Origin of the sequence: Halalkalibacter oceani (assembly GCF_023715705.1) — a bacterium.
Lineage (GTDB): Bacteria > Bacillota > Bacilli > Bacillales > Bacillaceae_D > Halalkalibacter > Halalkalibacter oceani_A.
In genome coordinates this window covers 64,948-87,537 of record NZ_JAMBOS010000007.1, presented here as the reverse complement: position 1 = coordinate 87,537, position 22,590 = coordinate 64,948, and the positions used below count along the sequence as shown (strand labels likewise).

At 47.7% G+C, this 22,590-nt stretch carries 18 protein-coding genes and 1 pseudogene; 10 read left to right on the top strand and 9 right to left on the bottom strand.

Translation table 11 applies throughout. The features are described from left to right. Positions 1–78 precede the first annotated feature (78 nt). The gene (locus M3212_RS09250) at positions 79–1,659 is read left to right on the top strand and encodes an S-layer homology domain-containing protein (RefSeq protein ID WP_251193683.1); all 1,581 of its coding nucleotides are present in this window, start codon (positions 79–81) and stop codon (positions 1,657–1,659) included. Positions 1,660–1,871: 212 nt separating this feature from the next. Here the strand turns inward: M3212_RS09250 and M3212_RS09245 are convergent. Next, a pseudogene (locus M3212_RS09245) lies at positions 1,872–3,372 on the bottom strand (BCCT family transporter). A gap of 293 nt (positions 3,373–3,665) precedes the next feature. On the opposite strand from M3212_RS09245, the gene M3212_RS09240 reads away from it, so the two are divergent. After that, a complete protein-coding gene (locus tag M3212_RS09240; RefSeq protein WP_251193682.1) occupies positions 3,666–4,883 on the top strand; it encodes a copper amine oxidase N-terminal domain-containing protein in 1,218 nt (405 codons plus the stop codon). A gap of 196 nt (positions 4,884–5,079) precedes the next feature. Here the strand turns inward: M3212_RS09240 and M3212_RS09235 are convergent, their stop codons facing one another. The 3 genes from M3212_RS09235 to M3212_RS09225 form a co-directional block, all read right to left on the bottom strand. Then, positions 5,080–6,975, bottom strand: coding sequence for a copper amine oxidase N-terminal domain-containing protein (locus M3212_RS09235; protein ID WP_251193681.1), 1,896 nt, complete (start codon positions 6,973–6,975; stop codon positions 5,080–5,082). Between the two features lie 230 nt (positions 6,976–7,205). After that, positions 7,206–8,843: a stalk domain-containing protein gene (locus tag M3212_RS09230; protein WP_251193680.1), complete on the bottom strand. Its 1,638-nt coding sequence runs from the start codon at positions 8,841–8,843 to the stop codon at positions 7,206–7,208. A 71-nt stretch (positions 8,844–8,914) separates the two neighbouring features. After that, a complete protein-coding gene (locus tag M3212_RS09225) occupies positions 8,915–10,168 on the bottom strand; it encodes a M14 family zinc carboxypeptidase (RefSeq protein WP_251193679.1) in 1,254 nt (417 codons plus the stop codon). Positions 10,169–10,530: 362 nt separating this feature from the next. Here M3212_RS09225 and M3212_RS09220 point away from each other — a divergent pair, with 362 nt between their 5' ends. After that, complete coding sequence (locus tag M3212_RS09220; RefSeq protein ID WP_251193678.1) at positions 10,531–11,859, top strand: CAP-associated domain-containing protein; 1,329 nt, start codon at positions 10,531–10,533, stop codon at positions 11,857–11,859. Positions 11,860–11,881: 22 nt separating this feature from the next. Continuing rightward, positions 11,882–13,120, top strand: coding sequence for a L,D-transpeptidase family protein (locus tag M3212_RS22275; RefSeq protein ID WP_349774183.1), 1,239 nt, complete (start codon positions 11,882–11,884; stop codon positions 13,118–13,120). A gap of 149 nt (positions 13,121–13,269) precedes the next feature. Here M3212_RS22275 and M3212_RS09205 read toward each other — a convergent pair whose 3' ends face one another. Further along, a complete protein-coding gene (locus tag M3212_RS09205) occupies positions 13,270–14,025 on the bottom strand; it encodes a gamma-glutamyl-gamma-aminobutyrate hydrolase family protein (RefSeq protein ID WP_251193677.1) in 756 nt (251 codons plus the stop codon). 273 nt (positions 14,026–14,298) lie between these two features. Here M3212_RS09205 and M3212_RS09200 point away from each other — a divergent pair, with 273 nt between their 5' ends. The 6 genes from M3212_RS09200 (at position 14,299) to M3212_RS09175 (ending at position 19,168) form a co-directional block, all read left to right on the top strand. Further along, a complete protein-coding gene (locus tag M3212_RS09200) occupies positions 14,299–14,793 on the top strand; it encodes a YtxH domain-containing protein (RefSeq protein ID WP_251193676.1) in 495 nt (164 codons plus the stop codon). A gap of 147 nt (positions 14,794–14,940) precedes the next feature. Beyond that, positions 14,941–15,135 (top strand): PLDc N-terminal domain-containing protein, encoded by a 195-nt coding sequence (locus M3212_RS09195; protein ID WP_251193675.1) that lies wholly within the window; start codon positions 14,941–14,943, stop codon positions 15,133–15,135. 125 nt (positions 15,136–15,260) lie between these two features. Next, a complete protein-coding gene (locus M3212_RS09190; RefSeq protein WP_434084039.1) occupies positions 15,261–16,163 on the top strand; it encodes an agmatinase family protein in 903 nt (300 codons plus the stop codon). Between the two features lie 205 nt (positions 16,164–16,368). Then, positions 16,369–17,205 (top strand): STAS domain-containing protein, encoded by an 837-nt coding sequence (locus M3212_RS09185; protein WP_251193674.1) that lies wholly within the window; start codon positions 16,369–16,371, stop codon positions 17,203–17,205. Positions 17,206–17,264: 59 nt separating this feature from the next. Continuing rightward, positions 17,265–18,530: a glycosyl hydrolase family 18 protein gene (locus M3212_RS09180; RefSeq protein ID WP_251193673.1), complete on the top strand. Its 1,266-nt coding sequence runs from the start codon at positions 17,265–17,267 to the stop codon at positions 18,528–18,530. A gap of 23 nt (positions 18,531–18,553) precedes the next feature. Next, the gene (locus M3212_RS09175) at positions 18,554–19,168 is read left to right on the top strand and encodes a YitT family protein (RefSeq protein ID WP_251193672.1); all 615 of its coding nucleotides are present in this window, start codon (positions 18,554–18,556) and stop codon (positions 19,166–19,168) included. A gap of 48 nt (positions 19,169–19,216) precedes the next feature. Here the strand turns inward: M3212_RS09175 and fbpA are convergent, their stop codons facing one another. The 4 genes from fbpA to M3212_RS09155 form a co-directional block, all read right to left on the bottom strand. After that, complete coding sequence (fbpA, locus tag M3212_RS09170) at positions 19,217–19,384, bottom strand: Fur-regulated basic protein FbpA (RefSeq protein WP_251193671.1); 168 nt, start codon at positions 19,382–19,384, stop codon at positions 19,217–19,219. A 153-nt stretch (positions 19,385–19,537) separates the two neighbouring features. Then, on the bottom strand, positions 19,538–20,557 hold the full coding sequence (locus M3212_RS09165) for a FecCD family ABC transporter permease (protein ID WP_251193670.1): 1,020 nt from the start codon (positions 20,555–20,557) through the stop codon (positions 19,538–19,540). After that, the gene (locus M3212_RS09160; protein ID WP_434084038.1) at positions 20,554–21,564 is read right to left on the bottom strand and encodes a FecCD family ABC transporter permease; all 1,011 of its coding nucleotides are present in this window, start codon (positions 21,562–21,564) and stop codon (positions 20,554–20,556) included. Before M3212_RS09160 ends, M3212_RS09165 begins: the two co-directional genes overlap by 4 nt. 38 nt (positions 21,565–21,602) lie before the next feature. Continuing rightward, positions 21,603–22,589 carry an ABC transporter substrate-binding protein gene (locus M3212_RS09155; RefSeq protein WP_251193669.1) on the bottom strand — a complete coding sequence of 329 codons (987 nt, stop codon included), beginning with the start codon at positions 22,587–22,589 and terminating at the stop codon, positions 21,603–21,605. Position 22,590: the final 1 nt, after the last annotated feature.

Here is a 22,590-nt window from a genome sequence, read left to right as displayed (position 1 = left end):
AAAATATAAAATAAATGCAGGATTATATCAACTCGAGCTAGAATAAGTAGGATGGATCACAAATCAAGGAGGATATTTATGCGTAAATCAGGTATTGTAGCAACACTCGTAACCTTGCTTCTCTTTAGTATTTTGCCAGCTTTTCAGGCAAGTGCTGAAACCACATTTCGCGATGTAGCAGAGGGGCACTGGGCAGAAAAAGAAATCTACACATTGGTTGAGCAGGAAGTGCTTAACGGATTTGATGATGGGACATTCCGTCCAAGTCAGGCGGTTACTCGGGCGCAGGCAGCAATCATGCTGACGAATGCTCTTAATTTAGATACGGCGGTTGCAGAGCCGAGCTATCAGGATGTCGAAGCAAGTCACTATGCTTATGAGGCGATTGCGGCGGTGACAGCTGCCGGAATTATGTCAGGAAGCTATAATCAATTCAACCCTAATCAATCGTTAACCCGTGCTGAAATGGCTGCTGTGTTGACGGATGCCTTCTCTTTGGAAGCGACTGGTGAAGCTTCTTTTACAGATGTGGCGGACAGTCATTGGGCAAAGGAAGCGATTGATGCGATTTACTCAAACGGCATTACAGAAGGCTACCAGGATGGTACATATGCACCAAGCAAAGCTACGACTCGTGCCGAGTTTGCCGTGCTGTTGGTAAAAACGTTGCAAAGCGGAGATACTGAAGACTTAGCGTCATTGTTAAAAGAAGTGTATGCGAACGAGCTTGAGATTGAGTCTTACGATTTCGCAGGAGATCTTGAAATGGGCATCAGCCTTCCTGCTTCTTTCACGGATATTGATCCAGAATTCGCAATGATTGCCGGTGTGCTTGAAGACATTTCGGTTGAAATCAAGAACGGCACATACCAGCTTGATCCGATGCAGCTTGAAATGGTACTGGCAGTCACACTTGGCGGTGACATGAATGTAACATTGGAAATGCCGATTGTGATGACTGAAACAAAAATGTGGCTGAAAATGCCGAATTCACCATTGTTCCCATTACCAGAGGAGCTGAATGGGAAATTCATTGAATATGATTTAGAAGAGCTTGCTGAGCTTTCAGGTCAAGATCCGTTCATGATGAACCTTGATCTGCAAACAGAGCTTGCGGCAGCGATCTATGATCTATTCTTCGATCACTTTACAGATGGTTTTTATGAGCAAGTTGCATTGAACGCGATTGACTATCCAAACTCAATCGATGCAAAGCATGTGGTGAAATTTGAGCTTACGAACGAGAAGCTTGAAGAATTTTTAACTGTTTTCATCGGCGGCTTTATGCCGGATATGGTTGACTTAATGGCTGATCCAGAATTTGCTGAACTGTTCGGAATTACTGTTGAAGATGCGGAATTGGTGAAGGAAGAGCTTGAAGCACTGCAGCTTGAACTTCAAACGGTTCTGACAGAAATTGAAAATGTGCTGAACATTAACAAATTTGAAGAGTATGTCGTGATTGATCGTAACCACTATCTTGCTTACAACCAGTTCAACCTTGATCTTGAATTTGCACTCGAGGGTGAAACAGTAGGCTTTGTAATCAACGGTGGTCAATCGAAATCACGTATTAACGAAGAGCCAAACTTCTCAATTGGTATTCCGGATGCCGACAGTATCATCACGCTTGATGAACTAATGGAAGTAGAATACTAAGAGGTAAAGGATTATCCAAAGCTGCTGAAAAAGTATGATTTTCACTTTTTCAGCAGCTTTTTCGTAATGAAAGCTTTGCTACGAATAATGGAGTAGCAAGACTCTTCTTTTTTTAGTGGTGCAGAATTCACTCGCATTTCTTAACGCGATACAGACTGAAATACTTAAGCTCTCAGCTATCACAAAGGAGTGTACTGTTTTGCTGTTTCTTCTTACTCCAACTGAGGCTTAGGAATCTTTCTCCTTTTGGCAAACGGCCTTACTTCAATTTTAAATGCTTTCACCAATCCGAAGCTCATGACGAGCAGGATTAAAGTGAGCGGAAATGCACTGACAATGATCGCGGTTTGCATTGCTTGCAGCCCGCCTGACGCCATGAGAACAATGGCTGAGGCGGCTAACACTAGTCCCCACGAAATTTTAATGAAATTGGAAGGGTTCAGCTCTCCGTTTGTTGTCTGCATCCCGAGAACGAAAGTCGCTGAGTCGGCTGATGTAATAAAAAATGTACTGATTAACAGCAGTGTAATAACCGAAAGTATCCCGCCAAAAGGGAGATGATCGTAAACGTAAAACAGCCCCGTTTCCAGGCTTTGCCCGGCCACATCAAGTCCGTTGATGAGATCAAGATAAATGCCCGTCCCGCCGAAGGTTGAAAACCAAAACGAGCAGACAATTGTCGGAAGTAGAAGAACGGCGATCACGAATTCCCGGATCGTCCTTCCTTTGGAAACACGGGCAATAAACATGCCGACAAATGGTGACCATGAGATCCACCACGCCCAGTAAAAGATCGTCCAGTTCTGGGTCCATTCGGCCTGTTCACGATCAAAGGGAGCCAGACGCAATCCCATTTGCGGCAGGTTTTGGATATAGGTGCCTAGTGTATGAGTGAATAAATTCAACAAAAATAAGGTTGGACCAAGAATGACCATCGTAATGAGCAGGGTAACGGCTAATATCATATTCGTATTGCTTAAATACTTAATCCCTTTCTTTATTCCTGTACTGGCCGAAATAATAAACAGCACCGTAATAATGCCGATGATCAATAATTGAACGTTGAATTGAACTGGAACACCAAGTAAATAGTTCAATCCCGCGTTAATCTGCTGGGAGCCGAGCCCTAACGAGGCACAGACACCAAAGAGCGTTGCAAAGACAGCGATTACCGATTCCTCCCTTTACTCTGTCGCCTAAAATAGGCTGAAGAGTGGCACTCATCAGTCCAGGTGCGTCCTTGCGGAATTTAAAATACGCCAGTGCGAGGGCGACAATTGCGTAAATAGCCCAGGCGTGAAATCCCCAGTGCAAGTAAGTATAGCGCAGACCGAGTAAAGCTGCGTCCCGCGTCCCTCCTGCGCCATAGGGAGGGGTCGCGTAGTGTGAAACCGGCTCCGATACCCCATAAAACAAAAGTCCGATCCCCATCCCTGCGCTAAAAAGCATCGCGAACCAGGTCGGCCTGCTGAATTCAGGCCGATCCGTATCCTTTCCGAGTCTGATTTTTCCGTATCTGCTAACGATCAGAAACAGGGCAAGTAACAAAAAGAACGTCGCCGACAGGCTATAAAACCAGCCAAAGACATTGAGGAAAAAAGCTTGTGCCTGAAGCATGGCTGCTTCAAGCGGACGAGGAAACAAAGCGCCAATCAGCACAAAACCGACAGCCAGCAGAATTGAAACTTTAAATGTGAGCGTTAATGATTTCACTTTTATTCCCCACTCTCTACGTCATTTGCTATTTAGCGTGCGCCAAAACAGGAAACAATATGTTTTTTCCACTGCCAAACATGGATTCTGAAGGCGCTCCAGTCATCAGCCTGACACAAATGAAGATAAAGCAGGTAGGCGCTGCTGCCATTCAACCGCCATAGTAGAAAAATTGTAAACAAACAGAAAATCTCTAATAATTTGTGATACTGTGTTTTATTTGCGGAGAGAAAGGGGAGAGGAGAATAAAGCTAGAATGTGTGAAGGGACAAATAATAAGTAGGAGTGATCACTTGAAGCGTATAGCGATGTGGACGATGTTGGCAGTGTGTTTGTTTATGGTGACAGTTCCGGTTCAGGCAGCAGCGCAGACAGCGGTGGATATCGTCATTGACGGGGAAGAGGTGACTCTCTCTGATTCCGCTTCAGCCTTTTTGGAAAACAACCGGACGTTTGTCCCTGTTCGTGGTGTGTTTGCCCATCTTGGTCTTGAGGTTGAATGGGATCAGGGCTCACAAACCGCAACCATAAGTGGAGAAGATCTATCGATCAAGATGAAGCTTGGAGAAAACCAAGTAACGGTAAACGGACAGGCGGCGGCGATTGACAGCCCAGTCATGATGAAGGAGAGCCGCTTGTTTATCCCGTTGCGCTTTGTGGTTGAGCAGGCCGGCTTTGAGGTGAAGTGGAACCAGGGTGAGCGGACTGTTTATTTAGAAACACCGGCTTCTGGTGAGGAAGTGACCGATACTGCGGCTTTTTTGGAAGAACTGATTGCTGCTGGCCAGCAATTAACGAGTTATTCAGCGGAAGTGGATATCGAGCAGGCAATGAGCATGGCCGGTGAACAGATTGAGATGGATATGAGAATGCAAATGGATATGATTGCCGATCCGCTCAGCTTTTATCAGCATATGACGATGGAAATGGAGCAATTAGGGGAAGAAGTTCGCTCTGAGGCCTATTTTACGGCGGATGGATTCTATTCCTATGATTCGATGTTTGATCAATGGATCAAATATGACGATGAGATGTACGAAAGCCTAATCGGCCTTTCTCAGACTCAGCTCGACCCGGTCGCCCAGTTTGAGCTAATGGAGACATATATCGAGGACTTAAAAGTATATGAGCAGGAAGATACGTACGAGATGCGTTTCAACGTCTCGGGAGAAGGCTTCCAGGAGCTGCTTGAGCTTATTTTGAACATGTCGGAGCTTGGTTTGGATGAAGAGTTGCTTGAAGATCTTAACCTGGACATTCATATTAATGAAATGTCCATCATCACGACACTCGATAAGGAAACGCTCTACCCGTTATCGGAACAAATGAAGTCTGATTTGACGATCGCGGTGGAAGGAGAGGAGATGGCGATCAGCCAGAAAGCTCATACCACTTATTCGGGCTTCAACAGCATAAGTGACATCCATATTCCACAGGAAGTTATTGATTCAGCAATTACGTTTGAAGAATATTTGGAGCAAATTGAAATGGGCTACGAGGAAGTGATGTAGTTTTACAAAGTAAAAAAGCTGTGCCGGTTTCTCACTAACCGATGGCACAGCTTTTTCTTGTTAAGTTGAATCAGTGAAGGGGCGTCGGCTGCGCGCGTTACACGCAAGTCTGAAAGAAGACCACTTTCAGACTTGCTCAAAAGACAGTAACGGCTCCGCACGACGTTATAAAAAAAAGCCGCTGTGCGGCTTTTTTTTAACGGATTGTTTCGATATATAATGCGACTGGGAGAGCGGCTCCGCCGGCATGCATAATCTCAACTGTTATTTCATCTGTTCCCGGTTCGACGCGATAATCGATTAATTCCACATAGTCCTGATTTGGCTTTAAGGTAGGAATTAAATGACTGTCGCCATTTACTTTAATTGCTCCACTGTAGAGACCTCCACGACCAGTAGCTTTTAACCGAACCGTCGCCGGGCGTGATGTCTGATTGACGAGTGGAATCGTCACGTGATAGGTCATCCCGAAATGACCAGGGTTGCCGATTGCGCCATTTGTTGTTGACAGGGAGTTTTCCGCTGTTAACAAGTGGTCGCTGCGGCCGTTCGAAAGATTATAGCCTTGTTCAACAGAACCGACTGTATATTCCGGCAAAGTCGTGGCAAGATCGGACGCCGGCCATGCTCCCCGCGGATGGGCCGCATATGGGTTAATATTGATCGGTTCAGTGCGAATGGAGGTTAAATCCTCAAATTCACTTAACACTGTACGAATAATGTACTCGTCATTACTTGACGTTTGCACGGTGAAGTCATTAAGGAATCCGACTATATAACGCGGATAAAGCTCAAATTCGTCAATGAGCGCGATTTCGCCCGGTGCAATGGTCAAGCCTTGGCTGCTCTTCGTTTGCTGACGGTTGTTTAACACGCCATCCGCAATCGGCAGGCCAATGTCATAATTGATCCAGCTGTTGTTGCTTTTCTTGACAATCCCGCTTGAAGCCGGAATCGTCAGAGACTCGGTTTCAGACGTATTTTCAATTGTGATCCCAATATTCACCTTAGTTCCTAACTGGTTTAAATGCCAGCCGAACACACGATGATCATTTTGCTCTTTGTCCGGCGTTACACGATGCTCTGACAGTGTCAGGCGCGGAGCCGGCGGAATTAAGGATGGTGTTAATGTTTCCGGATTATCGCTGATTAGCAGCATGCGATCGCCAACGAGCTCAGCTCCCGGTACTAAATCGGGAACGCGCAGGCTGCCTTCCTGCTTTGGAAGGAACTCACTGCTAAACATAAATTGATTCAAATAAATATAAATTTCTTTCGTATCACTGCGGAAACGCAGATTTCCCCCTAAGGCATTGACGATGAAGTGAACTGGCACATACATTTCATTGCCGACAAGGAATGGGGTTTCATTAGAAGCGGTCGGCTCTTGGTTGACCAGAATATTGCTTTGGTTATTGCGGAATGTAAAAACAAGTCCTTCAATCTGAAGCTCGAGTGTTTGTGAGTCAAGCCAGTTAACGGATGAGTTTTCCAAGTAATTATAGAAATATTTCGCTGGAATATAATTCCGTCCATTCCGGATAATAGCCGCTTCTTCCATCTGAATACGCTGGTTGTTTAAATGCAACGTATAAGGCTCGCTACCAGCCGGTGGCTGGGAAGTACCTGTTGTTGCAAGCGTAATCAGCTGAGCCTGATGGTTGTAGTGGACCGTGCCGTCAAAGTTCTCAATGACAAAACGCAACGGGACATATGTACGGTTCTTATACATAATCGAAGGGGCGGTTAAGGCCACACGTTGATTATTTACCCGGGCGGAACTTGAGTTGATCGTCAGCTCAATCGTTGTTCCGTTTTTGATCGCTTTGGCTGTTTGTGAAGCTTTGTTCCATTCGATCTGCGCGCCGACAGCTTCATAGAGCGCTCTCATTGGCAGCAGCGTATGACCATTTTTATTAAGAATTGGATCCGAAAGCTGCAACCTTGAACCATTCAGCATAATCGTCATATTGTTTTTCGTATATAAATCTCCCTGGACATGAGTGGCAGCAAGTGCTTGTCCTCCATTAAGCGACAAGCCCGTTGTAATCAGAGTCAAAACCATTAAAACAGCAAATAATCGTTTGAGCATGTGTGATCTCCTTATATTAAAAAACATTTTCCGAACAATCCCATAATAACACATAAAAATTAGGAGATATATAGAAAAAAATGTGTCTTTTCAGGATTTCTACAGATTGAGACAATTGTCACGAATTGTGTAAAAAAGTAAAAAGCTGTCTCATATTTCCTAATCGTGTCACGCAGAAAAAGTCGGATTTCCTCTTTTTTAACGTCCATTAACAGGAAAAGGTTTCATCATTAGTAAAAATATAAAACACGTCCGCGTCCCCAATCAACTTTTGCTCCTAATGCTTCTGAAATAAAGCGAAGTGGGACGAGGGTTCGTCCATTTTCAATCGTCGCCGGAACATCAAGGCTGACGAGCTGGCCGTTGATGTAGGCCTGCTTCGAGTTCAGCGTCATGATAATTTCGGTACCCGGAGCCCTTCCCTCGATTCTTTTCGTCGCGGCGTCCCATTTCAGCTGAAGACCGGCCTCTTCAAAAAATGAGCGGACGGGCACAAGCATTCTTCCGTTGCGAGTAACTGGACCAACGTCGTCGAATGTCAACAGCTGCTGATCGAGCGATGCTTTCATTTGCTGATTGTCGCTCCGTTTCACCCGTGAGATTTGAGTGGAAATCAACGCCAACGCCTCGGTTGAAACATAGGCTTGCCCGTTTTGAGTAAAGAGCGTAACCTGATTGGTCAGATCGCTGCCATTAAAGAACAGTCGTCCAGTGAATGGAGTAATGTGAATCCGCTTCTTTGCGCCATTCAGCTGAGCACGCTTTGTATAAGCGGACTGTAAAAGATTTCGTGTGTCAACAAAACGCTGGTTTCGTTCCCCTCTTAAGAGGACTGTGACGTAATCATGATCATTTGAGCTGGCAAAGCTGACGAGATTGTAGCGTGAAACACTCGTATAGCCTGTTTTGCCTCCGGTGACAGTCGCGGTGAAGTAAGGTGAATCGCTGCGGATCAAGGAATTGGTATTTCGCCACGTCTTTGCTTTTGCCGCTCCGTTTGGTCCGCGATAGGAAGCATAGTAACTGGGGGCCCCGACAATTTTCATGAAAACGGGATGAGAGGCTGCTTCTTTGGCGAGCAAAGCGAGATCAGACGCTGTTGTATACTGGTTCGGATGGTGATAGCCGTGCGAGTTCACAAAATTCGTTCCAGTCAATCCAAGCTCCCTCGCCCGGGCGTTCATTAGCTGAACGAATTGCTGCTCAGATCCGGCGATATGTTCGGCGATCGCAACAGCGGCGTCATTACCGGATGGAAGCATCAGCGCATATAACAGCTGCTCAAGCGTAAGCCGATCCCCCGGCACAAGCCCTGCTTTAGAGCTGTCGCGGGGAACGGCAGCTGCGCGCGGGCCGACGGTGACAAGGTCGTTCAGCTGACCACGTTCAATCGCGAGCAATGCCGTCATGATTTTTAGCGTGCTTGAAGGATAAAGGCGCTGGTTAGCATTTTTGGAGAAGACAGGCTGCTCCGCTTCATCTTCGAGCATAACACCTGCCTGGGCGCCGATTCCCGGATTAATGCGCAGCTGTTCGGTGGCGATCGTGGCGTCTTTCGGCAGGGCGACGTCTAAAGTGGCACTGCTGATGACAGTCGGCGCACCATCAAGGTGAAGGTCGGTTCCTTCCTGACTGAGCGACAGTCCGAGTATCGAGGCGACGTCTTCAACCGGTAAAAAGGCCTGCTGCTTGTAGGTAAGAAGCGGACCATTCCCTTTTGAATCAACGCTCTGGAAATGGTAGTAGTAGGATTCCCCATAAACCTGAATTTGCTTTGGTTCCTGAAAGGCAGCTACCGTGACCGCTGCAAAGCCGGGCAGCTGTATCAGAAACAGAATCATCAATATCAGCATGAATTTTTGAACCATAATGGACTCCTCCCGCTTAGAACAAAGTTGTTTTTCTCGTTTTCTATGAATCAATTATTCTTCATTTCTGTCTAGTCAGGCGAAGAGGTAGTGATCCGGACCGTCTGTTCCCTTGACTGCCACTCGACTTTGGCGCCAAGAGCTTCGGCGATAAAGCGAACCGGGACATAGGTGCGGTTATCAACCAGTAATGCCGGAACATCCAGTTCAACCCTTTCCCCGTCAAGATAAGCGTATGGACGGTGTACAGGCAGACGGATGTTCTTTTCGTCTGATTCAATCAGCACTTCGCGACTGGCACTGTTCCACTTTACTGAAGCACCAAGCCGTTCGAAGATGCTGCGCAGCGGCACGACGGTACGGTTTTGAACGGTGAACGCGCCTTCAGCAAGAGGGATGCGCTCGCCATCCACTTCAATCGAGACGGGAGAAAAAGTGTTGCGCAGTCTTGTTTCGAACATTTTCTGACTTTCACGGGCAACATAGAGACCGACAAGACGGTTTTCCTGCCAGATACGATCAAAATTAGCCAGCGGGACGTTTGTCGCGCCAACATACGGAGACACTTCCGGTGTGAAAGCCGGCTTTTTGTATTCTTGAATAAACCAGTCTGTGTAGCCCCCTCCGCCTGTGGCTCCAGGGGCTCCCATCAGCCGGTAGCCGGTCATTTGCGACAATGCCCGGGCATGTGCGCGGTCACGGATCAGCTGCGCGCCCTGCTGATGAAAATTCCAGAAGAGAATTTGACCGCTGCTGTGATAGGAGACGGCCATTTCCGGACGAATCTCTTCCGTCAGCTGCAAAACAGCTTTCACCTCAGAGGCGCTGTGAGGGGTTCTTCCTTTATAGTTGGCGAAGCTCGGGCCTCCCGGGCTGTTCGCGAGATGATTCCAGTTCGCGTCGAACTGCCGGTTTAAATCGACTCCTTTGCCGTTTGCCTTCCAGCGTTTAAAGTTCGAGCTGTTTTGATTCATGACCATCACTGAAGCGGCTTCACCTTGAGGGACGCTTGTCAGCCCCTGCTGCTGAATCATCACGCCATCGGGATTGAGCATCGGGACAAACCATATTCGGTGTTTATCAAGCAAGGTTTTAACATCGTAGCCGCCGATAGAGCGGCGCTGATGATAAGCCTGGGCGTATTGATCAATCATATACATGGTTAAATTCGTGGTGATCCATTCCCGGGCATGATTGGAGCCGTTTATGTAAGACGCGGACATGCCATTTCCAAGCGTTATGGCATAGATCGGCCGACCGAATTCACTTGTGCCGATCACATGGTACTCAATGAAATCAGGATACGTTTCAGCAAGTTTTTTCATATCGCGCTCCATTTGAGCATATGAATAGACTTGCTTAGGGTTGACGATGGAAGCTTCGGCTGAAAACTGAGGAATACACAGAAGAAAAACGAAGATACTCGTAACGATCAGTGAGAAGAGATGCCTGTAAGCTGTCAAGTTATGTCACGTCCTTATCTCAATCTGTCATAGTTAAAAACTATTTGTAGATTAATAGCAATCATTGGCAGAAGTCAATGTTCATTTTGACAAAAACATGAGGAAACCACATAAAATGCCGAAATTTTTGTTTCTTTTACGAATTATGAGGGAATGGAAACAGTAAGTAGGAAAGTGAAACTTTGACGGCGAATGAATCGTCAAGAATACAAGGAGGGGATGGGATGAAATGGTGGAAGGTCGGAGCCGGCGCGCTGATCATCTGGCTCGGCCTGCTGGCAACCGGGTCAGCAGTGACAGCGAAGCAGCATATTAGTGTTTACATAAATGAGCATCCCCTTGAACTGGCGCATGAGGCCGTGATGAAAGACGGGACTGCGTTTGTTCCGCTGAGAGCGCTTCTTGAGGAACTTGATGCTCAATTTAATTGGGATTCCGCGAGCGCGACCGTTTATATTAAGAAGAATGGCCTGTCGATCGAACTGCCTGTCGGCAAAAGCTATGCGATAGTGAATGGAAAAAAACGAGTGCTCGCTGCCCCGAGTTTTCTTGCTGATCAGACGGCCTATGTCCCAGTCCGCTTCGCTTCAGACATCGGAGCGGAAGTGAAATGGGAAAAGGAAAAGAAGGCCGTCATTATCTCAACGGCAGGAGCGCAAACTTTTGTGGCGGAGCAGACGGTTGAAACCGGGCCGCGGGTTGCGTCCTTATGGCTCGGGGATTCGATTGAGGAGGTCCGGGAGCGGCTTGGAAAGCCTCTGACCACAGTAGCCAGCGCTTACTCTTTCGACTGGAATATTTATCAGCTGACTGATTCCTCTTATGTTCATATCGGGCTAGAAGAGGGAACTGTCGTTGCCTTCTATACGAATACAAGCCGGCATGTAACAGGTCTGCCTTTTAACAACGACATGACACGAGATCAGATGCTGAGGGACTTCGGTGAGGAACGAATCTGGGAGCTTGAAAAGGAAGAGCGTGTCTTCCGCTACGAAGGGAAAAAAGAATGGGATCTCTTTCAGGCTGACGACGCTTATTACACGCTTTTCTATGATCAGCTTAAAGAAGGTAGAGTCACCGCGATTCAAATAATCGCTGAAGATGTCGAGCTTGCTCATGACAGCTATTTCGGCGAGCCAACGGAAGAGAGAAGAGAAGATTATGAGGAGCATCTGTTTTATCTGCTTCAGGGTGTCCGCCAAAGGGAGGGTGTACCGGCCTTAGTGTGGGATGATGAGGTCGCGCGGTTGGCGCGCAAGCATAGTGAGGATATGCAGGAGAATCAGTTTTTCAGTCATACGAATCTTGAAGGTCTTTCTCCTTTTGACCGTTTTGATCGTGAAGGAATTGCCTTTTATCAAGCAGGTGAAAATTTGGCAGTCGGTCAGTTCCACCCGATCTTTGCCCATGAGGCGCTGATGAATTCTGCCGGGCATCGCCGCAATATGCTGGCACCGGGCTTCGAAAGACTTGGCACCGGAGTTGCCTTTTTGGGAGAAAAGCCATATTATACTATTAATTTTTATACACCTTATAGAAAAAGAGAAAAATAGAGAGAAGAAAGAAGGGGTCAATGTGAAAAAATGGTTATGGGTGCTATTGTTTGCACTTGCATGGATGCTGCCTCAGACAGCTGAAGCCGCGTCTTCGGGACAATTGATTATTATTAATAAATCGACAAACGAACTAGCATTCTTTGAAAAAGGGGAACTGGTGAGGACCTTTCCGGTTGCTACAGGAAGAACGTCTGAGCTGACGCCCGAAGGACGGTTTCCAATCGTCAACAAAATTAAAAACAGGCCTTACTACACAGATGGAATACCGGGAGGAGATCCGCGAAATCCGCTCGGCGACCGTTGGCTTGGTCTTGACGCACGTGGAACATACGGCACGACTTACGCGATTCATGGAAACAATAATGAACAGTCGGTCGGCAAGTATGTCAGCGCCGGTTGTGTACGAATGCATAATAGAGATATTCATTGGTTATTTGAGCAAGTGAAGCTGAACACCGATGTCATCATTGTCCGTTCATCCCGCTCCTTTGAAGAGCTGGCGAAGGCGAATGGCTATCAACTGCTGCCTCCGATCAGCGTCTATGTCGACGGGAAAAAGCTGTCAGTCAATCAGGAGCCGTTCATGAAAGACAATCGGGTTCTCGTCCCAATGCGCTCAATTTTCAATGCTCTTGGAGCGACAGTCGCATGGAACGCAAAAACGAAGACAGTGGCGGCGACAAAAGATGGCCGAAAAATTGAGCTGACAATTGATTCTAAGCGCGCCAAAATTGATGGCAAGACATATATGCTTGATGTCGCCCCGACGATCTCTGGCCAACAGACATTTGTCCCGACACGCTTTGTCAGTGAAGCATTAGGAGCCTCGGTGAAATGGGACGGGAAGAAGCGGATCGTCTCGCTTCTGTCACCGGCAAAGCCAGCCCCTCAGCCGGATCCGGCCACGCCGGCCAAGACACCGATCAAGGTTACGGTTAATGGTCACCAGGTGGAAGGAGATGCCTTTATTTTGGACGGTGTCTCAATGGTGCCGATGCGCCAAATTTTCGAATGGCTTGGCGTCCCGTTTTCTTATGACGCCGCTTCGGCCACTGTCCGCGCGTCTCACCAAGGAAAGAGCCTGACGGTGTCGGCTGGTAATTCCGCGGCAGTCATTAACGGGGCGAAAACGACGCTGCCCCAGTCACCGCTTATTGAAGCCGGCAGATTATACGTCCCGGCCCGCGTCGTCACCGAAACATTTTCCGGCAGTATCCGCTGGGATGGAAGCACTCTTCATATTACAGTGAGACAGTAAATGTTTGACCACAGGGCTGGGATAAAGGATTGTTTTTACCTTTTTCCAAGCCCTGATGGGTTTCTCAGACCGGGACATGTGGCGAGTGAAGCCATTGCCAATAGGTCAAAGCTGGTTTTATCACATCCTCTTTCTCTGTCAGCTGGAGCTTACTGCGACACCGCAGCGCGATCCGGCTGATGGCATGCTTCGATAAAATGCTCAAACAGACTTTTCATGAGCCGGTCGTCCTTCGCCATTTCCTCAGGATGCCATTGCACACCTAACAAATAAGAAGGGGCCTCTTCGGTTTCCTGAACCGCTTCGATAATCCCATCCTTTGCCTGACCGACTTTCTTTAAAGTCGGAGCCAGTTTGCCAATCGCCTGATGATGCATGCTGTTGACGCGGACTTGCTCTTTTTTGAGGTACTCATAAAGACGGCTGTTCCGCTCAATGAGCACATCATGAGTGGCCTCCGGGCGCGCTGCTTTTTGATAATGATTAATCGGCTGATCATGCAAGGTTTCAATATCCTGAAGGACCGTCCCGCCTAAAGCTGCGTTCATCATCGCAATTCCGCGACAAATGCCAAAGACGGGCTTTTTCTTTTTAACCGCCTCCTTGACCAGCTGAATCTCCGTCTCGTCGCGGGCTGCTTTCGTTTTTCGGAGCGCTGGATCGGGCTGGGCGCCATATGAACGTGGATCAACATCCTCTCCGCCGTTTAAAATAAGGCCATCGCAGATGGATACCCAGGCTTCAATTTTTTCCTTCGAGCCGAGTGGAATGACCAATGGGATGCCACCGGCTTCTGATACAGCCTCTATATACTTTTGATGGACGTGAACACTCGGAATCGCATTATGGTCAATTACCGAGCTTGAGATCCCGATTATCGGTTTTGGATAAGCTGAAGCAGTCATCAAACTCATCTCCTTTCTTCATTCAAAGACCAGGCTTCTCTACTGCTTATATAACCAGCGATTTCGCTGTTGAAACAAGAAAAGTATGGGAAAGCTGCTGCTTGTCTAACAAAACGAATAGAGAGGCTCACGAACATAATGAAGGAATGTCTGGCAACTGTGAAAAAACGAAAAACGGCTTTTTGCCCCGCCGCTGACGTTTCATGCCGGGGAATCAGGGAATAATGGAAAAAGATCTCGTAGACATTACCTAACAAAAGGAGGCAGAAAATCATGAAAGAGGATCTGACGTATCCGGAAATGGACAGGACCGAACAGAGCAGTAAATTGATGAAGGCGATGATGATCGGCGCATTGGTAGGGGGAGCTTTGGCGATTCTTGTCGACACGAACACGAGGAGGAAGGTGACCTCCACGACAAAAGAAATGAAAGAAACGACCGTTGAAGCGATGAAAAAGGTGAAGGAAAATCCTGCTGAGATCAAGCAGGAGCTGCAGGAAAGAGTACGGACAACATCGGAAGCAATCAGCGAGATCATGAAGGATGCACAAGCGCTTTATGATAAGGTCAATGATACGGTCATTAAGCCGGCAAACCATATTGGCGAAGAAAGTACAGAGCTGCTTTCTTCAGTTAAGGAAGCGTCGGCAGAGTTAAAAGAAATTGGAGAGAAGGTAAAAGAAGCCGGAGAAGAGATCGCCCATCCGCAGCCGGATGCGGCGTCGGCTGACGAGGATCGGATGGAAACGCCCGGAGTCAGATCGTAAGCGGGGCGGGGACAGAAGTCGAAGTTGAGAGGGAAAGCCTGGCAGCAGCTTCATTCGGCAGGCTTTTCCTCTTTAAACAAAAAAGCAAAACGGGAACCGGGAGGACAGTTCCACCGTAGATATAGGAAAGAGAAAGGAGTGTTCTCCATGGAATTGTTATTCTTTCCTATTGTTTTGCTGTTTGTTTTAGGGGGCTTTTTACTTAATCTTTTCACTAGTATTTGGTGTTACCGTGATTCGTTAAACCAGGGGAACAGCAAGGAATACAGCCTGCTGATCCTTGTGGCGACCCTCTTTTTTCCGGTTCTCGGCTTTATTATTTATTTGATTATCAGACGCTGAGTAATAACGATTAAAAAAGGTGTAATTGGGTATAGGAATAAGAGTCTGTCATTTTTTTAAAAAGGAGGTGTCAGTTATGAGTGAAGTGATGTATGGAAATACGCCGCCTTTCCTCGGTGCGATCAATGGAACAACAGACTCAAATAGAGGGGGCGGATGTTCTCATCTATGGCGTGCCGTGGGAAGGAGCCGTGACGTGGGGAGATTATACAGGATGTGAGCTCGGGCCGAAAGTGATGCGGCTATGCTCAGCACGTTACAGCGGCTATTTGCCGGAGCTTGATCATATAGATGTCTTTGAGCATCTGACGCTCGCTGATATGGGTGATGTGGATGTCGTTCCGGCAGACGTGGAGGAAACGATGAAACGGATTGAAGAGTTTGCCGGCGAGATCTGGGAGACCGGGAAATTTCCACTCGCTTTAGGCGGCGATCATGGTATTACATATCCGATTGTGAAAGCCTTGACAGAAAAAGTAAAGGGTAAGGTCGGGATCATTCACCTTGATGCCCATTATGATAATATGCCTCATCATGAGGGAGATAAGTATGCCCGTTCTACCCCATTCGCGCGCATGTATGAATTAGAAGGAGTGCGAAATGAAAGCCTGATACATGCCGGTATTCACGGCCCGCGCAACAAGCCTGAAAGCGGACGGTTTGCCAGAGAAGCAGGCGCAAAGACGTGGACGATTAATGATATTCGGCAGCACGGGGATCTGCGCAGCCTGGCAGAAAAGATGTATGAACAGGCCAGCGAAGGAACGGAGGTCGTCTATCTCAGTGTGTGCAGTGATGTGCTGGACTTTGCCTTTAATCCGGGTGGTCCTGTTGATGGCAACGGTCTCAGCTCTTATGAACTGTTAACTCTTATTTATGAATTTACGAAGCGCGGGATCGCCGGAATGGACTTTGTGGAAGTGTATCCTCAACAGGACCTGACCGATGTATCGTCTCATTTTGCTTCAATGATTTCACTTTATGCCTTAGCAGGCGAAGTTTCAAACCGAAAAAGAGGCCAATCATGAGATGAGTAGGTGAAAAAAGCTCATGCAGATTGCTTCGAGGTTGTTCTGAAAGGTTAATGATGGGCCTGAGGAACAGCCTCTCTTCTTGTTCTATTCCCTTTCCTCTATTACTTTAGTTGATCAAACAATGATATAATGAGAATACTAGACATTACAGCAAGTACTTATATAAATTCAGGGAAACGATAATGGAGTGAAAAAGGCCATGGATCTTGAGTTGAAACAGATAAAAGAAGCAAAAGAAGCATTAGGGAAAAAAATGATCGAAAGTTCAGAGCAATTAGCACGGCAAATGGTTGAAGCGTTTTACGAGAACACCGATTCAGGAGAAAGAGCGGCGGACAAAGAGTTAATAGAGATCTTAGGCCGTCTGGTGAAAATTATCGGCGAAGGCCTATTTGATGAATGCGTAGAACAGGAGTCGGCCGTCTGGGGTGAAAGAGTCGGCTTCATGACGATTGACAAGGGAGGAGAACTGATCCCGACGCTGAAAATGAGTTCGCATTATAAAAAGGTTTTGTTGTCGTATATTTTGGAAGCGGGAGAACAGGCGAAGTGGAACAACAAGATCTTAATTGAGATTATTAGTAAGGCTGACAGCATCGTCACCACGACAGTCGCCGGGTTTGCCCAAGCGTTTATTTCCCACTCCAATCGGCTATTAGAAGAGTCGCAAAATGAATATCTCAAAATTTCTGTTCCGATTGTCCCGCTGTCAAAAAAGGTAGCAATTCTGCCATTGATTGGCGAAATCCATCAAAAGCGTGCCGAGATTTTGATCCAGCAAGCTTTGAAGGCAAGTTCGGAACAAGGGTACGACAGTTTAATTATTGATGTCTCAGGGGTGCAAACAGCGACGCCGATTGTCATTGATATGTTCCATAAATTAATTGGCAGCTTGACATTACTTGGCATCACCCCGATTTTGACCGGGATCAGACCGCAGCTGAGCAAATCTTTCGTACAGAGCAATATTACGCTGGATGGGATTACGATCATGAATAATCTTCATCATGCTGTAAGCTATTTGTCGTTGGATTAGAGCGATTGTAATAACTGCCCCCTTTCGATTCATAAGATGTATCAAAAAGGGTGAAATCTGTGACGATCCATATCGTGCAAGAAGGGGACTCATTGTGGAAGCTTTCACGACAGTACGAAGTGACGATTGACGAAATCAGCGCGGCGAATGGACTGACTTCCTCCCTGCTTATGCCAGGTCTGGCTCTTTATGTGCCGGACCGTGTTTTGACAAATCGTCTTTACCGGATTCAGGAAGGGGACCAGTTTTGGTTGCTGGCAAGGCAATTTCGTACGACGGTGACGGCCATCCGCGCGGCCAATCCGGCGTTAGACCCTTACCGCTTACCGGTGGGGGAGACGATGATCATTCCCTCTCCCCTTTTGCCGGAGATGGTAACGGTCGGCTTTATCGTGCCCTATTCGATTGAGCAGTTTCTCGCTTCTTTGGAAGGGTTTGCAGAGCAGCTGACGTATGTAGCGGTTGCCTCGTATTCGGTCACGGAAGAAGGCGAGGCTTATGTCGTGTTGGATGATGGCGATATTCCAGAGCGCAGCCGCCAGTTGCAAGTAACGCCATTGTTGATGATACGCAATATTTTGCCTGATGGGACATTCAGTCCGGAACTGGTTGGAGCTGTTCTTGAAAGCACCGACGCGCGCCGACGCTTGATTGACTCGCTTTTGGCTTTCATAAATGAAAAAAACTATGGCGGTGTCAGTATTGATTTTGAATTTATTCCTCCGGCGCGGCGGAGTGATTTTGTCCTCTTTCTTCGGGAGTTGAAACAAGCTTTGGGAGCGCTTCCCTTACATGTTAGTGTCCACGCGAAAACGGCCGATATTCCTGATAATCCGATTATCGGGGCGTACGATTACCGGGAAATCAGTCAGGAGGCTGATATAGTCGCCGTAATGACGATGGATTACGGTTATCCGGGAGGGCCTCCCAATCCGGTGGCACCGATTTGGTGGGTTGATGAAGTCATTCGCTACGCCCTGACGGAGATTCCGGCTGGGAAATTACAAATTTCTTTTCCTCTCTATGGTTATGACTGGCTCGATCAGACAAATGAATCAAGCGGTTTGTCCGCTCTCGGGGCGCAAAATCTTGCTCTCGACAGAGGGGCCGTGATTGAGTTCGATATGACCGCGCTCTCCCCGCATTTTGCATACTGGCAGGAAGAAGGGCGTCATCTTGTTTGGTTTGAGGATATTAGAAGTTATGTTAGTAAATATCAGTTAGTGGATCTCTACGGGCTTCTCGGCGTTACATTTTGGGAAGTAAGACTGCCTTTTCCGCAAAATTGGGCCTATATGAAGCAGCATATAATGGTTTTAAAGTAGAACGTCAAGGGTATGACGTAGGAGTGGTTGTTATTTTTATTTCGTTCATTGGCTGTTTATTAATCGCTCTGGGTGTCAATCTCGGTTTTATTCCGTTGCAGCTGTTTAGCATCGGTTTTCCGGGAATGGGGGTCCTAGCGCATTACACGCTCGGCCTTTCAGTCGGGCTTGTTGTCTTTATCATGAATATTCCTTTGTTTTTGCTGGCGTGGCGTTATATTGGGCGTGTTTTCGTCTTTAAAAACATCGTCGTGACGGTCGTGCTGTCGATTTTCCTTGACCTCCTTTATCCGCTCAGTCAATGGGTGCACCCGCCGCTTTGGCTCGGTATTCCGTTAGGCGGATTGCTGATGGGAGTAGGGACGGGGCTTGTCTTTCGACAGGGGCTGACGAGCGGGGGAGTCGGATTGCTGGCGCGTTTAATCCAGCTTCGTTATCCGCATTGGAAAATGGGACCGATTCATATTGCGTTTGACTTTTGTGTCTTGTTTCTGGGTGCTTTCCTGCTCGATGTGATGACGGCTTTCTATACGTTTATCGCGGCAGTAATGATGGGGAGAATGATGGATGTGATGAAAACGGTTCCCAATCCTTTCGGTGGGACGAAGAAAAAAGCCGGTTATACAGAGGCCTCATAAAAAAAGTGTGCCACAAGGAAAGTCCGACCCTTAAGGCACACTCTTTCGTTATATATGACAAGAGGTGAACTGATTGTCTGTTTCTTTACAGATTAGCTGGAGAAGTTCCGATTCGGTCGCTTCATAAAATTGCCGGCCGTCTGGCATTTTGTAATGATGATAGGATAAAAGAGCATCGATCAGCTGGTCTTTATTCAACTTCTTTTCTTTTAGCAAAATCATTCACTCCTTTATGAAAGCGCTTACAATATCTATTATACCTCCTTCGATTTTAGCTGTCAAGACGTGGGAATTATGACAACCTTTCGTGTGTGAAGGGGACTGAAGGAGAAACAATCGCTCGGAAAGGGGCGGCTTCGCGCGCCGCTTTTAAGAAAAGCCGCTGCGCGATTTTCTCAACAATAAATAAATGAAAAAAGGAGCGCCGATACCCGCTGTAAACACTCCCGCCGGAAGATCAAGCGGCAGGAAGGCTGTCCTGGCGACGACGTCGGCGATGACGACGATAAAGCCGCCGACGATGGCTGATAATGGGACGAGGGCTGCAAAGGAGGGGCCGACCAGTTTTCTGGCGATATGCGGGGCGATTAAGCCAACGAAGCTGATTCCTCCTGCAAACGCAACGGCGGAACCTGCGAGGGCGACACTGATGAAAAGAAGCAGGAAACGCTGAAGCTGGACTCGGACACCGAGTCCTGTCGCGATATCATCGCCAAGCAATTTCACCTGAACGGTTTTGGCAAACAACAGAGTCAGCGGAATGAAGATGGCAACCCACGGCAGCATGCCGTACACTTGAGTCCAATTGGCCCCATACACGCTGCCTGTCATCCAAAGATAGGCTTTCGAAGTCGTAACCGTGTCACTGAAGACGATGACCATCGTCGTGACGGCTTTCATTGCTGCTGAAACGCCGATGCCGATTAAAATGAGCGTGATTGGCGCGACACCATTTTTCCACGATAGAAGGTAGACCAGCACGGAAACAGCCGCCGCCCCGATCAAGGCGGCGATCGGCAGGAAACTGATGCTGACCGTACCACCGAAAAAGGTCAGGAATAAGAGGGCGCCGACTGAGGCGCCACCGGTGATGCCGATAATATCCGGTGAGCCGAGCGGGTTGCGGATAATCGACTGCAAAATTAAGCCGGAGACCGCCAAGGCTGCTCCGACGAGAAAAGCGAGCAGGACGCGGGGGAGCCTTAGCGTTTGCAAGACGAAATCATATTCTCCCGTTCCTTTTCCGAGCAGATGCAGGATGACGGTCATAGGAGACAACCACTCACTTCCGACTGAAAGCGCAAAAACAAGCAGCAGCAGGCTGAGCAACATAAACGTAAGGACGGTCAGCCATTTATGTTGAGCGATTTTTTGTGTGATGGTATTCATTTTCGTGCCAACCCCTTGCGTGCGATATAAATGAAAAAAGGTGCACCGACAAGCGCCGTCATGACGCCAATCGGCATTTCACGCGGCATGATGATTGTACGGGCGACGATATCGGCGATCAATAGCAGGCTCCCACCTAAAAAAGCGCTGTAAGGGATCACGAGCCGGTAATCAGTTCCGAACAGGCCGCGGACAATATGGGGGATGATGAGACCGATAAAGCCGATCGAGCCGGCGACCGCGACTGAACCGCCTGCTAGAAAAACGACGATGCAGCCGATAACAAGCTTGGTGAGCACCGTTCTTTGTCCGAGACCTGTCGCGACATCCTCTCCAATCAGCAGGATGTTGATCGCCCGCCCTAAATATAAGGCGATGAGGCTCGCCCCAAGCATAAATGGCAGAATCGGCAGAAGCATATCGATCGAGCGGCCGGCGACGGAGCCGGCAAGCCAGAATAAGACACTTTGCAGCCCTTGCTCATTCATGACGAGCAACCCTTGCGTAAAGGAGACGAATAAGGCGGTTATCGCCGCACCGGCAAGGATCAGCTTGACAGGTGATAACCTGTCTCGTCCAAAAGAGCCAAGGGTGTAGACGAAGGCTGCCGCTAATGCCGCGCCGAGGAAACCGACCCACATATAATGGAGTAACGATTGCACGGAAAAGATAGTGGCCGCACTTACGATAAAAAAGAGCGCTCCCGCATTAATGCCGAAAATGTCAGGAGCAGCTAAAGGATTTTTCGTAAGAGCTTGCATCAATGCCCCGGAGATAGCGAGACTGGCCCCGACCACGGCGGCTATAACTGTGCGCGACAGGCGTGAGGAGGCGACGATGACATGCTCAGTGACTGTCGCATCATAATTAATCAAAGCATCGAGTACCATCTCAGGAGGAATTGCTGTTTTTCCGACCAGCAGACTTAAACTGCAGGAAAGGATAAAGACGAAAAAAGCGAGCAACAGTCCAAGCGGATGCGGGATTTTCCTAAATAAAGGCTTCATAGCATTTTCTCTCTCCTGTAAGGTTGCTAAAGACAGCTCTATTTTTCTAAGTCAAACCGGTCATAAATGTCATCAAGCATTAAGTTAGCTGCCTGGACGCCGCCAGCCAAGTTCCAGATCACTTCATCAACGATATAAACCTGATCTTTTTTCACCGCGTCTAAGTTGTCCCATAGCGGGTGGCTTGTCCATTCTTCAAATGCCTGTTGGACGGCGGGATCGCTATCATAGTAGAAAACATAAAAGACATCGGCATTCATATCAGGAATGCTCTCTTTATCATTGAGCATAATAATGTCTTCATTTAAAGCAAGCTGCTGTTCCGAACTTGTAAAACCGAGTTCCTGAAGAATGGAGCCGGCAAAACCGGTTACATAAATCCGGGCATGGTCGGCGCGGAAGTTTAGTACAGCAGCGTTGATCGGCCATTCATCTCCGAGCTTCTCTTTGATCTTCGTCTGGAAATCGGCGACACGCTCATCCCATGCACTTAAAATCTCCTCGGCCTTTTCCTCGTTGTTCGTTGCATCTGCAAGCAGCTGAAGCGATTCTTTGAAATCATAGATCGTTTCATTCACGACAGTCGGCGCGATTTGCGATAATTGTTCGTAAATTTCCTCATGACGGATGTGGGAGGCAACGATTAAATCAGGCTCCAGCTTGGCGATTTCCTCGACATTTGGCTGCGTTTCGACCCCGACGATGGCCATATTTTCTAACTCCGGTCTTAAATATTCGTACACAGGAGCTTCTTCCCATGATTCAACAGCGCCGACAGGGACAATCCCGAGCGCATTCGCCGCATCAGTTGCTCCTTGATAGAGGGTCACAATCCGTTCGGGCGTTCCTTCAATTACTGTTGTCCCGAGTGGATGGGTAATTTCACGGACGTCTTCTGCAGCCGCAGGAGGAGCTTCTCCGTCTTCATTTAGTGACGAAGTATCTTCACTTCCGCATGCTCCTAAGCTGATAAGAAAGCTGCTAATAAGAAAAATGGATAAAGAGAGCTTCAGTTTTTGCTGCATT